This window comes from Aeribacillus composti (genome assembly GCF_007827555.1).
In the GTDB taxonomy this organism is placed as follows: Bacteria; Bacillota; Bacilli; order Bacillales; family Aeribacillaceae; genus Aeribacillus; species Aeribacillus composti.
Map to the genome: position 1 here is coordinate 197,109 of NZ_VISS01000002.1, position 14,511 is coordinate 211,619.

General features: G+C 39.4%; 13 protein-coding genes and 1 pseudogene. 10 read left to right on the forward strand and 4 right to left on the reverse strand.

The window, feature by feature from the left end; translation table 11 throughout:
- Positions 1-156 precede the first annotated feature (156 nt).
- From xylF to FB379_RS02030, 3 genes are all read left to right on the forward strand, one after another.
- On the forward strand, positions 157-1,245 hold the full coding sequence (xylF, locus tag FB379_RS02020; RefSeq protein WP_063388155.1) for a D-xylose ABC transporter substrate-binding protein: 1,089 nt from the start codon (positions 157-159) through the stop codon (positions 1,243-1,245).
- A 91-nt stretch (positions 1,246-1,336) separates the two neighbouring features.
- Positions 1,337-2,836: a xylose ABC transporter ATP-binding protein gene (locus FB379_RS02025; protein ID WP_130157813.1), complete on the forward strand. Its 1,500-nt coding sequence runs from the start codon at positions 1,337-1,339 to the stop codon at positions 2,834-2,836.
- The gene (locus FB379_RS02030; RefSeq protein ID WP_063388156.1) at positions 2,837-4,018 is read left to right on the forward strand and encodes a sugar ABC transporter permease; all 1,182 of its coding nucleotides are present in this window, start codon (positions 2,837-2,839) and stop codon (positions 4,016-4,018) included.
- A 344-nt stretch (positions 4,019-4,362) separates the two neighbouring features.
- Here FB379_RS02030 and FB379_RS19160 read toward each other — a convergent pair whose 3' ends face one another.
- Entirely contained in the window at positions 4,363-4,434 is a 72-nt protein-coding gene (locus FB379_RS19160) for a LuxR C-terminal-related transcriptional regulator (protein ID WP_395994372.1), read from the reverse strand.
- A gap of 395 nt (positions 4,435-4,829) precedes the next feature.
- Here FB379_RS19160 and FB379_RS02040 point away from each other — a divergent pair.
- A pseudogene (locus FB379_RS02040) lies at positions 4,830-5,092 on the forward strand (acylphosphatase).
- An 85-nt stretch (positions 5,093-5,177) separates the two neighbouring features.
- On the opposite strand, the gene zwf reads toward FB379_RS02040, so the two are convergent.
- The gene (gene zwf / locus FB379_RS02045; protein ID WP_066247642.1) at positions 5,178-6,653 is read right to left on the reverse strand and encodes a glucose-6-phosphate dehydrogenase; all 1,476 of its coding nucleotides are present in this window, start codon (positions 6,651-6,653) and stop codon (positions 5,178-5,180) included.
- A gap of 177 nt (positions 6,654-6,830) precedes the next feature.
- Between zwf and rnz the strand changes: the two genes are divergently transcribed.
- On the forward strand, positions 6,831-7,760 hold the full coding sequence (gene rnz, locus FB379_RS02050) for a ribonuclease Z (RefSeq protein ID WP_144596825.1): 930 nt from the start codon (positions 6,831-6,833) through the stop codon (positions 7,758-7,760).
- Between the two features lie 263 nt (positions 7,761-8,023).
- Here rnz and namA read toward each other — a convergent pair whose 3' ends face one another.
- Together namA and proC are read right to left on the reverse strand one after the other, a co-directional pair.
- Positions 8,024-9,049: an NADPH dehydrogenase NamA gene (namA, locus tag FB379_RS02055; RefSeq protein ID WP_144596827.1), complete on the reverse strand. Its 1,026-nt coding sequence runs from the start codon at positions 9,047-9,049 to the stop codon at positions 8,024-8,026.
- A gap of 129 nt (positions 9,050-9,178) precedes the next feature.
- A complete protein-coding gene (gene proC, locus FB379_RS02060) occupies positions 9,179-10,015 on the reverse strand; it encodes a pyrroline-5-carboxylate reductase (RefSeq protein WP_144596830.1) in 837 nt (278 codons plus the stop codon).
- A 325-nt stretch (positions 10,016-10,340) separates the two neighbouring features.
- Between proC and FB379_RS19085 the strand changes: the two genes are divergently transcribed.
- The 5 genes from FB379_RS19085 (at position 10,341) to FB379_RS02080 (ending at position 14,069) form a co-directional block, all read left to right on the forward strand.
- The gene (locus FB379_RS19085) at positions 10,341-10,733 is read left to right on the forward strand and encodes an MBL fold metallo-hydrolase (RefSeq protein WP_338420486.1); all 393 of its coding nucleotides are present in this window, start codon (positions 10,341-10,343) and stop codon (positions 10,731-10,733) included.
- Positions 10,636-11,310, forward strand: coding sequence for an MBL fold metallo-hydrolase (locus FB379_RS02065; RefSeq protein ID WP_338420487.1), 675 nt, complete (start codon positions 10,636-10,638; stop codon positions 11,308-11,310). Before FB379_RS19085 ends, FB379_RS02065 begins: the two co-directional genes overlap by 98 nt.
- On the forward strand, positions 11,311-12,105 hold the full coding sequence (locus FB379_RS02070; RefSeq protein WP_094246172.1) for an SDR family NAD(P)-dependent oxidoreductase: 795 nt from the start codon (positions 11,311-11,313) through the stop codon (positions 12,103-12,105). It begins immediately after the preceding gene.
- Between the two features lie 339 nt (positions 12,106-12,444).
- Complete coding sequence (locus FB379_RS02075; protein WP_094246170.1) at positions 12,445-13,701, forward strand: Y-family DNA polymerase; 1,257 nt, start codon at positions 12,445-12,447, stop codon at positions 13,699-13,701.
- 38 nt (positions 13,702-13,739) lie between these two features.
- Complete coding sequence (locus FB379_RS02080) at positions 13,740-14,069, forward strand: YolD-like family protein (RefSeq protein ID WP_066247653.1); 330 nt, start codon at positions 13,740-13,742, stop codon at positions 14,067-14,069.
- Positions 14,070-14,511: the final 442 nt, after the last annotated feature.

The following is a 14,511-nucleotide window of genomic DNA, read 5'->3' on the forward strand; positions in this document are numbered from 1 at the left end:
TATTAAAAGAATCCTATTTTGATAGTCGGTCAAATTTTTACAGGTGAAAAATGTCTCTTTATAAGTCGAAAAAGTGAAGGAAATAAGAAAGAAATCGTTTTCATATGCGTGATAGGCTTAAAAATGAAAGCGTAAACATTACGAGGGGGGTTTCAAATGAAGAAATGGTGGAAAACTTTATCTATGGCAGCTGCATCACTTGTTTTAGCTTCTGCTTTAACAGGATGCGGCGTTGTTTCATCGGGAGGCGAGGACAAAAGCAGTCAAGCAAAAGAAGATGGCGACAAAATTGTGGTTGGTTTCTCAATGGATACGTTAAAGGAGGAGCGTTGGCAGCGCGATAAAGACCTGTTTGAAGCAAAGGTAAAGGAATTAGGAGCAGAAGTAAAAACGCTTGCGGCTAATGGCGATGATGCTGCTCAATTGAATCAAGCAGAACAATTAATTTCCGAAGGGGTAGATGTGTTAGTTGTTGTACCACATAATGCAGAAGCTACAGCAGCTATTGTTGACAAAGCGCATAAAGAAGGAATTAAGGTTATTTCGTATGACCGCCTGATTAAAAATGCAGATGTAGACTACTATGTATCTTTTGACAATGTTCGAGTTGGGGAAATGCAGGCGAAAGAGATTGTTAAGCAAGCACCGACTGGAAACTATGTATACATCGGTGGTGCCGATACAGATAATAATGCTCACCTATTCCGTGAAGGAGCTATGAATGTGTTAAAACCGCTTGAAGAAAAAGGGGATATTAAGATTGTTTATGATCAGTTCTCAAAGGACTGGAAGCCTGAAGAAGCATTGAAAAATATGGAAAACGCTTTAACAGCAAATAAAAATAATATTCAAGCAGTTATAGCAGCAAATGATGGCACAGCTGGCGGCGCCATTCAAGCATTAGCGGCTCAAGGACTGGCAGGGAAAATCCCTGTGTCTGGTCAAGATGCAGAGCTGGCTGCGCTGCAACGCATCGTGGAAGGAACGCAAACAATGACGGTTTATAAACCAATTCATGCTATTGCCACGAAAGCGGCTGAAATAGCTGTAGCTGTTGCAAAAGGAGAAAAAATCGAAACAGATCAAAAAATACCGAACGGTAAAATCGATGTTCCATCTGTCCTTCTCGATCCTATTGCTGTAACGAAAGAAAATGTTCTAGATACTGTCATTAAAGATGGATTTCACAAATTAGAAGATGTCTATCAAAATGTTCCAAAAGATCAATGGCCAAAACAGAATTAAATGTTATAAAGGCTGACTCTTACAAAAGAGTCAGACCTTTCTCATTCTATCATGCTGCGAATGGGAGGGAAGATGGTTGTATTCGTTAGAGATGGATCAAATAACAAAAGAGTTTCCCGGAGTGAAAGCATTAGACCGTGTAACATTTAAAGTGAAAAAAGGTGAAATTCATGCGCTCTGTGGTGAAAATGGAGCGGGTAAATCGACGTTAATGAAAGTATTAAGTGGATTATATCCAACTGGAACATATTCAGGAGAGATTCGTATAAACGGAACCCCTGTACATTTCCGCAATATTAAAGATGCAGAAAAGGCAGGGATTGCAATTATTCACCAAGAACTTGCACTCGTTAAAGATTTGACAGTTGGAGAGAACATTTTTCTAGGAGCAGAACCGAAAAAATATGGCGTCATCCAATGGGATCAATTGTTTTATGAGTCATCCGAATGGTTAAATGCAGTAGGTTTAAATGTGGCCCCTCAAACGAAAATCTATTCACTTGGCATCGGGCAGCAACAACTTGTGGAAATTGCCAAAGCTTTGTCTAAAAATACGAAGATATTGATTTTAGATGAACCGACAGCTGCCTTAACAGAGAGTGAAGTCGAAATATTAATGGGAATTTTAGAGGAATTAAGAAAAAAAGGGGTAACATGTATTTACATTTCTCACAAAATGCCTGAAGTTTTTCGTTTAGCTGATTCCATAACCGTCTTACGTGATGGAAAATCCATTGCAACTCTATCCAAAGATGAAACAAGTGAAGATGAAATTATTTCTTTAATGGTCGGCAGAGAATTAACGGAACGATATCCGCAAGCTGAACGAACTCCAAAAGAAACGATTCTTGAAGTGAAAAACTATTCTGTCTGGCATCCAGACATGCCAAAAATGAAGGTAAATGATAATATTTCCTTTTCACTTAGAAAAGGAGAAATCCTTGGAATAGCTGGATTAATGGGGTCTGGTAGATCAGAGCTTGCCACAAGTCTTTTTGGAGCATATGAGGGAAAACGGGAAGGCGAGGTATGGATAGAAGGTAAAAAGGTTCACATTCGCAACGTTCAAGATGCTATTAATGAAGGGATAGCATTAGTGACAGAGGATCGAAAACGCTTTGGTCTTGTTTTAAGCATGGATGTGAAAACAAATACCACTCTTGCCAGTTTGAAAAAAATTAGCAAATGGGGCGTTATGAACCATAATGAAGAAATGAAATCAAGCCAACAGTTTGTCCAGAAGTTAAAAACTAAAACGGCATCTCTCGAAACGAAAGTTGGAGCATTATCGGGAGGGAATCAGCAAAAAGTCGTTATTGCCAAATGGTTGATGTCTAAGCCGAAAATTTTAATTTTAGATGAACCTACACGGGGAATTGATGTAGGGGCAAAATATGAGATTTATCAATTAATGAATCAGCTGGTTAATGAAGGAGTCGCAATCATTATGATCTCATCAGAGCTGCCTGAAATACTTGGTATGAGTGATCGAATTCTGGTCATGAACGAAGGCAGATTTGTGAAAGAGCTGACGAAAGAAGAAGCCACACAAGAAAAAATTATGTCAGCAGCAACGGGAGGAGGGAAATAAATGGAATTAAAAGTGACGGCTCAACAAAAGACAAATGTCAAAAAAAAGTCGTTGAAAGATATAATCGGAAAAATTGACGTACGGGCTTACACGATGATTGGTGCCATAGTTGCGATTTGGCTGTTCTTTGGAATTTTGAACGATACATTCTTAACAGCGCGTAACCTTTCAAATTTATTCACTCAAATGTCTGTTACTTCTATTTTAGCGATTGGAATGGTCCTCGTTATTGTTGCCGGACACATTGACTTATCTGTCGGATCCATTGTAGGTCTTACAGGAGGTATTGCTGCCATATTTAGTAACTGGATGGGAATGCCAACGATTGTTGTCATTGTTGTCACGTTAGTTGCTGGTGCAATTGTTGGCCTACTTCAGGGTTGGCTAGTTGCCTATCAGGCAATTCCTGCATTTATTGTCACTTTAGGCGGTATGATGGCATTTCGCGGTATCTTAATGGGAATAACGAAATCAACAACCATTCCTATTTTTGATGCGAATTTTATTGCCCTTGGAAGTGCCTATTTTACAAATATGTTTGGGATTGTGTTGGCCATACTAGCAGTAGTCATTTTGGTTATTTTAACAATAAGAAAACGAAAAACTCGCTTAAATTATGGATTTGAAGTAATGCCGCTTTCATTGGAAATCATGAAAATACTTTTTCTTAGCTCACTCATTGTTTTATTCGTCATCACGATGAACAGCTATAAAGGAATTCCGTTTCCCATTATATTTGTTATCGGTTTGGCCGTCATTTTTTCATTTATTGCGAATAACACAACATTTGGCCGTCATATTTATGCAATTGGCGGAAATTCAGAAGCTGCGCGTTTATCAGGAATTAATATTAAAAGTCGCACGATGATGCTGTTTGTATTTAGCGGATTGTTATCAGCCGTTGCAGCAATTGTGTTAACAGCTCGTCTTTCTTCTGCTACCATTTCGGCTGGTCAGATGTATGAATTAGATGCTATCGCTGCATGTGTCATTGGCGGAACCTCTTTAATGGGCGGATCTGGAACGATTATTGGTGCGATTATAGGGGCCATGGTCATGACATCGCTCGATAATGGAATGTCCCTTATGGGGCTGGACACCTATTGGCAGTACATTGTGAAAGGAAGTATTCTTGTACTAGCAGTCTGGATAGATATTGCAAGCCGTAAAAAAAATAAGTAGTTAAAAATCTGCGACAAAAGGGCTGAACTTTGGATATCATTCATAGTTTCAGCCCTATTTGTATTGGTAAAAAATGTACCAGTATGCTGTATATAATTATGAAGACTATATCAAACTATGGAAAGCTTGGAATAAACCTCATTTCATTTCCTATCCTTGTGGTCATTTAGGCATCGTATTTCAACGAAGGAAAATCACTAAGGACGGAATGTGATTTATTAAATGTAAAATCACATAAATAAAAAAGCCTATAGGTAACTCCAGAAACAATTAAGAAGTTCGATAACTAAACTTACCTCTTAAATAAGCCTAATTTTTTTTTGCTGCTTTTTTCTTCCATTTTTTTAAATGTTGTTGACATGGTTTTTGACCGTTCGGATGGAAATGAACATTTCATCTGCAATTTCACGTATTATCTATGAACTCTAATATTTTTCATTCGGTTGGCGTTAGTTGTGATTGGATTTTTTCCATCTTATATTGATTTTCTATCTTTTTAACTTGCAAAATTCTTTGGTCAAGTCCAAATTATTGTGTAAATTCCCCCCTACGAACTTTACTTTCTATAATTTGGATGGGGATGTTTAATAAGTCGTTTTTCGGCTTATAGACGCTCTTTTAATGTTTTAGAAATGTTGATAGATTGATATTTTTCAATGAGGATTTGACTTTTTAGACAGCCTCTATTGGATATATTTTTTAACTATCACTTTTTTGATTAATTCTTTCACAAACCGTTTCGTTTATATCTAAATTCGGTAAAAAATAAATTAAGATAGAAATGAAGAATATTTATGAAAGGAGTGAAAAAATGAAGCAATACCATATCATTGTTTCAGGACGTGTGCAAGGAGTGGGGTTTCGATATTTTACGCGGTCGAGCACCAAATTTCCGGTTGGGTTCGAAACAAGATGGACGGAACGGTTGAAATCGTTGCAGAAGGAGAGGAGCAAAATTTACAGAACTTTCTTGCCTCTATTCAAAAAGGTAGTCCTTTTTCAAAAGTTGAAAATATACAATTAACGGAACATGATGAAGTGGAAGGCTTTCAAAAGTTTGATATTCGTTATTAATCATTAAAGCATCAATATGATAAAACACCCCTATTTGTACAAGGGGTGTTTTAATAAGGCAACACTTTTAAATTGAAAAATGTCATTAGATCGGCCACCAATGGAAGCCGTCTTTGGCAAGAAGTTCATCCGCTTCTTTAGGACCCATCGAGCCTGCCTCATAGTTAGGGAAGGCCGCTTTTTTGCGGGACCATGCATTTGAAATCGGATCAACATATGCCCATGATAAGGCGACTTCATCCCAGTGGGTAAAATTCGTGGCATCGCCTTGCATGCAATCATATAGCAATCTTTCATATGCCTCCGGAGTGTTCATGCCGTCGATGCCGTTATTGTTGTAAGAAAGCTTAATTGGTGTAGCCTCTGAGCTTACTCCCGCTTTTTTGGCATTGAGATGAAGCGTAATCCCTTCATCAGGCTGGATATGGATGACAAGCAAGTTTGGAACGCGGTCGCTTTCCTTTTTAAAGTATAGGTTCATTGGAATATCTTTAAATTCGACAACAATTTTTGTTGATTTTTCTTTCATCCGCTTTCCTGTGCGAATGTAAAAAGGAACGCCTGCCCAACGGTAATTGTCAATCAAAATCTTTCCGGCCACAAACGTTTCTGTATTGGAATCGGGATCTACATTTGCTTCTTCTCGGTAGCCGATAACCTCTTTTCCATTAATTATTCCCTTTGTATATTGGCCTCTTACAAAATAGCTGTCGACTTCATTTTCCTGAATTGGCCGTAAAGCACGAAGCACTTTAATTTTTTCGGAACGAATTTCGTCAGTCGTTAATTTAATTGGCGGTTCCATCGCAAGCAAGGCCACCATCTGCAGCATATGGTTTTGCACCATATCTCTGAGCGCACCGGATGTTTCATAATAGTTGCCCCGGTCTTCCACGCCGAGTGATTCGCTTGAAGTAATTTGAATATTGGAAATAAAACGGTTATTCCATAAATGTTCAAAAAGCGCATTGGCAAATCGAATGACTTCAATATTTTGCACCATTTCTTTTCCTAAATAGTGGTCGATTCGGTAAATTTGCTCTTCATCGAATGCGGCGCGGATTTCATCGTTTAATTTTTGGGCGGAAGCTAGGTCATGGCCGAACGGCTTTTCAATGACAAGTCTTGTCCATCCGTTTGTATCTTTTAAACCGTGCTCTTTTAAATTGTTAGCGATGATTCCGAAAAATTCAGGCGCCATCGCCAAGTAAAAGACTCGGTTCCCTTCCGTTTGATATTTTTCATCCAAGTCGGAAAGTAAGCTTTTTAAGCTGTGATACGAAGACTGGTTCGATACATCAAACGGATGATAATAAAAATGCGAAGTAAAGGATGTTAGATCGCTGTTGACGGAAACTGCATTTTCAACGGAATCTTTAACATTTTCCCTGAACGTTTCGTTCGTCCATGGTCTTCTTGCCACGCCAACGACCGCGAATTCTTCGCTGATCTTACCGCTTTGATATAAACGGTAAATGGATGGGAATAATTTCCTTTTTGCTAAATCTCCTGTTGCTCCGAATATAATGATGATTGCTTTTGGTAACTGGATTGTATTCACTGAACGTACCTCACTTTATCGTTTTGCTATAAATTTTGCTAAAAATATGTACCCGTTCAAATATTTAATTTTAAAGGTAAACGTACTGTAACGCAAATAATATTTGCTGATTTTTCTGCTAAATATTGAATGAATGTATTATAATAACAGATAAAAAGACATTTGGAGGAGCGAACGTTGAATCTTTATTTTTTAGGAACAGGTGCTGGTCTGCCGGCCAAACATCGAAATGTGTCTTCCATTGCGCTTGAATTGCTTGAAGAACGCGGTTCTATTTGGCTGTTTGATTGCGGCGAGGCGACACAGCACCGGATTTTATATACGAACATCAAACCGGCAAAAATTGAAAAAATTTTTATTACGCATTTGCATGGTGATCATATATACGGACTTCCCGGTTTGTTAGGAACAAGATCCTTTCATGGCGCCGAGAGCCCGCTCGTAATTTACGGTCCTCCCGGCATTAAAGAATTTGTGGAACAAACTTTGAAGTTAAGCTTTACTCATCTTAAATATCCGCTTATTACAAAAGAAATATTTGACGATGAAACCGTTTTTGAGGATGATCAATTCATCGTTAAGGTAAAGAAATTGGAGCACGGTATCCCTTCATTCGGTTATCGGATTATAGAGAAGGATCTGCCCGGAACACTTTTAGCGGATCGATTAAAAGAAATTGGAGTAAAACCTGGACCTATATACAAAAAATTAAAAAATGGCGAAACAGTCCAACTTGCTGATGGAAGAGTTTTGAATGGAAAAGATTTTTTAAGTCCTGTCAAAAAAGGACGGATTGTTTCGATTTTGGGTGATACAAGATATTGCAAGCAAAGCGTCGAATTATCAAAGGATGCGGATGTTTTAGTGCATGAGGCGACATTTGCAAAGGATGAAGAGCTTTTGGCCTACAATTATTTTCATTCGACAACAGTTCAAGCAGCGCAAATTGCTTTAGAGGCAAACGCAAAAACGTTATGGCTGACGCATATTAGCTCGCGATATCAAGGCGAAGAGGATTGTCAAATGCTTCTTGCTGAAGCAAGGGCTGTATTTCCAGAAGCAAGCCTTGCCCATGATTTTTTATGTGTCCCAATTCCTAAAAAGTAGAAAATGGTATGGGGATGCCAAAAATGAAACTTTCGCCGCCTTTTTTACATAGAATAAAAGAATCGTCTACAGGCATATTTAGTCCTATAATCGGGCAAAAAAATCGTCGACATGATTCTTGCAGAATCTCTGAACTTTCAAAATTTTTTCGGTTGCGGCAATGAAAGAATTATATGTTGATTCAACACTCACTGTATGCTTTGGAAAATGCAATATGCAAACAAAAGCTGCCTCAAAAGGCTTTTTTGAGACAGCTTCTTCTTTTATACGCGCCATCCGCGTTCATATTGTGTCGGCGATTCAATTTTTGCGTTTAGTTCATTAGCTGCATGGTAAGGCCAATATGGATTTCTCAATAATTCGCGGGCGACAAAAATAAGATCCGCCCGGTTGTTTTTTAAAATCTCTTCCGCCTGCAAAGGTGAAGTAATTAAGCCGACTGCCCCTGTCTTGATGTTTGCTTCCTGTCTGATTTTTTCGCTAAATGGCACTTGGTACCCGGGATAAACATCTATATTTGCCGGGACAAGCCCTCCTGAGCTGACATCAATCAAATCGACACCATCCTCTTTCAGCCATTTAGCAATTTGTACGTAATCATTTATCGTCGATCCGCCTTCAACATAGTCACTGGCGGAAACACGAACAAACAACGGGCCTTCCCACACTTTCCTTACGGCTTGGATAACCTCTTTTAAAAACCGGTAGCGGTTCTTTAAGCTTCCTCCGTACTCATCATTGCGCTTGTTTGATAGCGGAGATAAAAATTCGTTAATGAGATAACCGTGGGCTGCATGGATTTCGATGATATCAAAGCCTGCGTCCTTAGCTCGTTTTGCTCCTAATTGAAATTTTTCAACCGTTTCTTTTATTTGTTCTTTTGTCAGTTCTTTCGGTGTACGGCTGTTTTGATCAAAAGGAATTGAAGATGGGGCGAATATGTCTCCGCTCACATTTGACTTTCTTCCTGCATGAGCAAGCTGGATGCCTGTTTTCGCTCCGTATGATTTGATTTGCTGCACAAGTTCAGCCAATTTTATAATATGGTCATCTTCCCATATACCGAGGTCCAATTCAGAAATTCTGCCTTCCGGCGTAACAGCTGTTGCTTCAAGAATGATGAGGCCCACCTGTCCCACCGCTCTTGAAATGTAATGTGTGAAATGAAAATCTTCAAGAAATCCTTTTTTATTTGCGGCTGAGTACATGCACATCGGCGACATGACAATTCGATTTTTCAATGTGACATCTTTAATCGTAAATGGAGAAAATAATAATCGGTCTTTCATCTTTTATTCGCCTCCCTAAATATTTCCTTTAAAATTTTAGCAATTATGATTATTTTTGTCATATGATCTGCTTGGTAAATATAAAAAAGGGGTTCAGTATTGCTCGCTGAACCCGAGTCCGATTTCAGATTATTGTTTGTTCACCAGTTTTTCCTCCAAAGCGCTGTTTAATTCTTTTGACCGTTCGACTGCCCGTTTCACACAGCTTATAATAGCTTCATCTACGTGATGATTGTTTAGGACGCTTAAGCCGGCTTCAGTTGTGCCGCCTGGGCTCATTATTTCTTTTCTTAGAGTAGACGGCTCTTTGTCAGACGTTTTTAACATTAATGCTGCCCCATAAAGTGTTTGAACAATGAGGGAGCGTGCCATGGACTTTTCTAAACCGATTTCTTCTGCTGCTTTTTCCATTGCTTCTACTATGTAATAAATATAGGCTGGTCCGCTTCCTGCCAGTCCTGTGACGGCATCGAGCTTGTCTTCTTCAACAATTTCAACTGTTCCGATCAATTGAAACAGTTCAACAGCTGCTGACAGGTCACCATCCGTTGCATATTGTCCTTGTGCCAAGGCGGTTGCTGATTGTCTGATGGTAGCGGACGTATTCGGCATTGCTCGAATGACGGGAATACGTTTGTTGAATAATGTTTCAATTGCTTTCGTTGAAACGCCTGCGAGCATGGAAATAACAAGATGGTTTTCTGTTGCGTATTCGCGGACTGTTTTTACTGCCTCGTCAACGTCCTTCGGCTTCATCGCGAAAAAAATCGTTTTTGTGTTGTCAAACAAATGCTTTTTATCTTTTGTAATCGTGACACCGTATGTTTTTTGCAACTCCTCGAGCCGCTTTTCATTGGAACGGTTTGTCACAACGATCTCTTCTCTCCGGCACTTGTTCCCGTTGATCAATCCGGATATAATAGCTTCCGCCATAGATCCGGCTCCGATAAATCCAAACTTGTACATAAAAAGAGACTCCTTCCTGATCGTTTTATATGTTTCTTTTGAACTTCTTCCCTATAAACTTAGTTTAAAAGAGAAGAGATTCAGTGGGAAAGGTAGCGAGAAAACGTTTTACTATTCATCTGTTAAGCAACAGAAGCGCATGCTTTGGATAGGCTTGTATGATGAAATGTTTCCCTGCCTTAAATTCTAAAAGCGTTGTAGAATTAATTTTTTATCAGTTCCTACGGCTTGTCAAGTATACTTATGAATTATTCGAATAAAATGACAAATTGATTTATCATGTGTAAAATAAGTTATATTAAAAAATTAAAGGCGGTTTGCAAAAATGTTCAGCAAAGATGCAATTTATAAAATAACGATCCCTATACCTTATCCGATTAAAGATGTGAACGTGTATGTTGTAAAAGGGGACGCATTGACATTAGTGGATGCAGGGATGAAAACGGAGGAAGCGTGGAGAGTTTTTGAACATAAGCTGAAGGAAATAGGGCTTGTGCCTGAGGATATTGAGCAAGTCATTCTTACCCACCATCATCCTGACCATATCGGTTTGCTCGATTTTTTTGATGGCGATCTTCGTGTTTTGGGCCATCGTTTGCTTGCTCCTTGGCTTTCTCATGATGTGCGTTTTTTTGATCGGCAAAAGGAATTTTTTTTTAGAATTATTGAAGCAGTTTGCCGTCCCGGAGTCGTTTGCGTCACACTTAGATCATCTTGATCTTTCCTTATATCCACGCAATCATCCGCTGACCTCCTCCATTCAAGAAGGAGATGAAATAGACGGGATGCCTGGGTTTACGGTCATTGAGACTCCTGGTCATGCCCAAAGCCATATCGTTTTGTACAATGAGAAAGACTGCCGAATGATCGGCGGCGATCATTTGCTGAAAACCATTTCCTCCAATCCTGTTCTTGAAATGCCGTATGAAGGAAAAGAGCGTCCAAAACCTCAGCTGCAATATAATGAATCTTTGAAAAAGCTTTTGCATATTCCGATTTCTGTTGTCTTTCCGGGTCATAAAGATGAATTTTTCGATCCTCACCTGTTGATTCGGAACCGTTTAGACAAACAGCATGAACGCGCGCTCACCGTATTAAAGCATTTAGAAAAACAGGAAATGACGGTGTTTGCTCTTTGCAAGCTTCTTTTTCCGTCTGCTTATCAACAAGAGCTTTTATTTGCTATATCAGAAACTGTTGCTCAGCTTGATTATTTAGAACAATATGGAAAAATTAACAAAAGAATAGAAAATGGCGTTTTACTTTTTTCCGCGCAACGAAGAGGTGACAAATAAATGAATTCGCGGCTTAAAGATCGATTGGTAGTTATTACGGGGGCATCGAGCGGGATCGGGGAAAAAATCGCAAGGATCGTTGCAGAAAGCGGTGGACATTTAGTTTTGCTGGCTAGGAGGAAGGATCGTCTCAAGAAACTTTCGGATGAGCTTCAAGCCTCTCACTCTATTTCTTGTACATATTACGAACTGGATGTCAGTGACCTTGACGCAGTTTCCGAAGTATTTACGGACATCACAGAGAATTTTGACCGAGTGGATGTTTTAGTCAATAATGCTGGTTTTGGTATTTTTCGAAATGCAGAGGAAGCAACATTCGAAGAGATGCAGCAAATGTTTAAAGTAAATGTGTTCGGATTAATTGCTGCGACAAAGCTGGTTCTTCCGAAGATGCTGGCCCAACGGGAAGGGCATATTATTAATGTCGCCTCTCAGGCTGGCAAAATAGCTACTCCGAAATCAAGCATCTATTCTGCTACAAAACATGCTGTTTTAGGCTTTACGAACAGCTTGCGGATGGAAGTGGCGGACCGCGGGATTTTTGTAACATCTGTCAATCCGGGTCCAATTGAAACGGATTTTTTCAATCTTGCCGATACGTCAGGGGATTATGTGAAAAACGTCCAACGCTGGATGCTTAATCCGGAAGCTGTTGCACAAAAAATCGTGAGCGTGATGCTGACAAATAAACGGGAAATTAATATGCCTGTTTGGATGGAGCTTGGCGGGCTTGTTTATCGTCTCATGCCCTCCCTATTTGAAAAAGTTGCCGGAAATTTGTTTCGGCAAAAATGACCGGGAGCATGATGCAGGAAATGAACAGAAAGCTGAAGGCGGACTTTTCGCTAAAATCTCCGCTCTCACTTCTGAAAAGGCGCGTCAAGCGTCTTTTTATTTTGATAAAAAATTCAGCTCTTTCACCGATTTGTCTCCAACTTAAATCTTCTAAAAAACGCGGCTGTATTTTGAATAAGCTTTCCAAGCTTAATATCTGTTTTTCGATGCCGTACTTCGTTGTTATGCTCCTTTTGTACCGCGAAAAATGGCGCAAATTCCCATTGAAACCGAACGTATATTCCCATACAATAAAAATAAAATAAAACCGAACATACATTCTCATGAGGGGATGATGGAATGAATTATGAATCGTTTCCAAACCGGCATATATTATGCATCGATATGAAAAGCTTTTATGCGAGCTGTGCGGCGGTCATACTTGGGCTTGATCCTTTAACAGCCCACATTGCTATCGTTGGGGACAAAGAGCGGACAGGAAGCATTGTATTGGCCGCTTCACCAAAACTGAAGGAAGATTTCGGAATTCAAACCGGATCCCGCTTATTTCAAATTCCAAACGACCCCCGCATCCGCCTCATCACTCCGAAAATGGCGACGTATTTACGGATTTCTGCTGAAATTACTCGGCTGCTGAACCGCTATGTTCCGAAAGAAAACATTCATGTTTACAGCGTAGATGAATGTTTTATTACTGCGGATGGAACAGAAAGACTTTGGGGGGATGCGCATAGTCTGGCCGAAAAAATTGTGGAAGATTTACGAAATGAATTTTCTCTCCCATGCGCGGTTGGGATCGGTCCAAACATATTGATGGCGAAGCTTTGTCTAGATTTGGAGGCGAAAAAGAAAGGTATAGCGGAATGGACGTATGATGATGTCAAAACGAAGCTGTGGAGCATCAAGCCGTTGCGTAAGATGTGGGGGATTGGGACAAGACTTGAAAAAACGTTAAATCGAATGGGAATTTTTACAGTTGGTCAGCTCGCAAATTATCCGTTAGAGCTCCTTGAAAAGAAGTTCGGCGTCATGGGGAATCAGCTTTATTACCACGCATGGGGAATAGATCTTTCCGACATAGGCTCTCCGATTATGCTGGGGCAAATCAGTTTTGGAAAAAATCAAATATTGCTTCGCGACTATCCGGACCCCGAAGAGGTGAAATGCGTCATCTTAGAAATGTGCGAGGAAGTGGCAAAAAGAGCGAGGGAACACCGGATGGCGGGGAGAACAATCAGCCTTGGAATCGGCTACAGCCAAAAGGAAGGCGGAGGAGGATTTTACCGTTCCAAAACGATGGATGTCTCAACAAATATTACGATGGATCTTTATCGAGCCTGCCTTTTGCTGTTTGATCGTTTTTATGAGGGGAAGACAGTCAGAAAAATTTCCATCTCTCTTTCCAACGTGGAAAAAGACAGCGGCATGCAGCTTGATTTGTTTAGGCCGAACCGCATAAAAGAGCATCGTTTAGGATATGTAATGGATGCGATTCGGAACAAGCACGGCTCCAATGCACTGCTGCGCGCTGTTTCGTATACGAAGGCAGGAACGAGTCTTCACCGCAACAAGCTGATCGGCGGGCATTATGCGTAACGAATATGAAGAAAAGAAAGCAAAGGATGGGATAAACAATGATTCAGGATCGTGGAAGCATAAAGTGGACAGCTATGATGCTGCCCGAGCATGTGAAATTACTAAGGAAATACAATGAAAGTTTAGATAAAGTCGAAAAACCGGTTTTAGATGAACAAAAATATGAAGAATTTAATGAAGTTATCTGTGAGGCTATGGAAGAGAACATTACTCTACAATTCACCTATTATCAAAAAGGTGAAATAAAGAAGCTTGTCGGCAATATTCATTATATCGATCAGCTAAAAAGAGAATTACGAATTGTTGATTACTTGACCAAAAAACATGTTTTAAAATTAGGAGATATTATTGAAATTGAGCAATACTAAGAAAACAGCATTAGAAATACAAATTTAATAGGGGTAGCGTAAGGTCAGGAAAATGCAGATTTACAACGCTTAGAAAATGACGATAATTAACAGCCCAATTTCTAAAAATTTGAGAAATTGGGCTTTTTGCTACTCTACCATCGGCGTCCTATAATGGAATAACTAAAACATGATCTCAATCTTAAAATCAATTAATTTTTCTTTCACTAAAAAAGCACCCGTTAGTGAATAAGTGACATTCACGGTTAACTAAAAACAATTAAGTTTCACTCTGCCACTATAGGGTCATTTTCTGGAATAAGTAAGAGAATTATTTTCTTAGCTCCTGTAATAATTTACACTTATTAACTGTAGATGAGCAAATTCACTAACATAAATTTACATCCGAACAAAAAAGGAGACATGAACCCGATTCCTTGATTAGAATAGATGTGTCACCAAA

Excerpts from the sequence above, each read along its gene's own strand:
- FB379_RS19085 (WP_338420486.1), top strand. The coding sequence starts at position 10,341 with ATGTTCAGCAAAGATGCAATTTATAAAATAACGATCCCTATACCTTAT.
- FB379_RS02080 (WP_066247653.1), top strand. The coding sequence starts at position 13,740 with ATGATTCAGGATCGTGGAAGCATAAAGTGGACAGCTATGATGCTGCCC.
- FB379_RS02075 (WP_094246170.1), top strand. The coding sequence starts at position 12,445 with ATGAATTATGAATCGTTTCCAAACCGGCATATATTATGCATCGATATG.
- FB379_RS02030 (WP_063388156.1), top strand. The coding sequence starts at position 2,837 with ATGGAATTAAAAGTGACGGCTCAACAAAAGACAAATGTCAAAAAAAAG.
- FB379_RS02070 (WP_094246172.1), top strand. The coding sequence starts at position 11,311 with ATGAATTCGCGGCTTAAAGATCGATTGGTAGTTATTACGGGGGCATCG.
- FB379_RS02065 (WP_338420487.1), top strand. The coding sequence starts at position 10,636 with ATGTGCGTTTTTTTGATCGGCAAAAGGAATTTTTTTTTAGAATTATTG.
- proC (WP_144596830.1), bottom strand. The coding sequence starts at position 10,015 with ATGTACAAGTTTGGATTTATCGGAGCCGGATCTATGGCGGAAGCTATT.
- FB379_RS02025 (WP_130157813.1), top strand. The coding sequence starts at position 1,337 with ATGGATCAAATAACAAAAGAGTTTCCCGGAGTGAAAGCATTAGACCGT.
- namA (WP_144596827.1), bottom strand. The coding sequence starts at position 9,049 with ATGAAAGACCGATTATTATTTTCTCCATTTACGATTAAAGATGTCACA.
- xylF (WP_063388155.1), top strand. The coding sequence starts at position 157 with ATGAAGAAATGGTGGAAAACTTTATCTATGGCAGCTGCATCACTTGTT.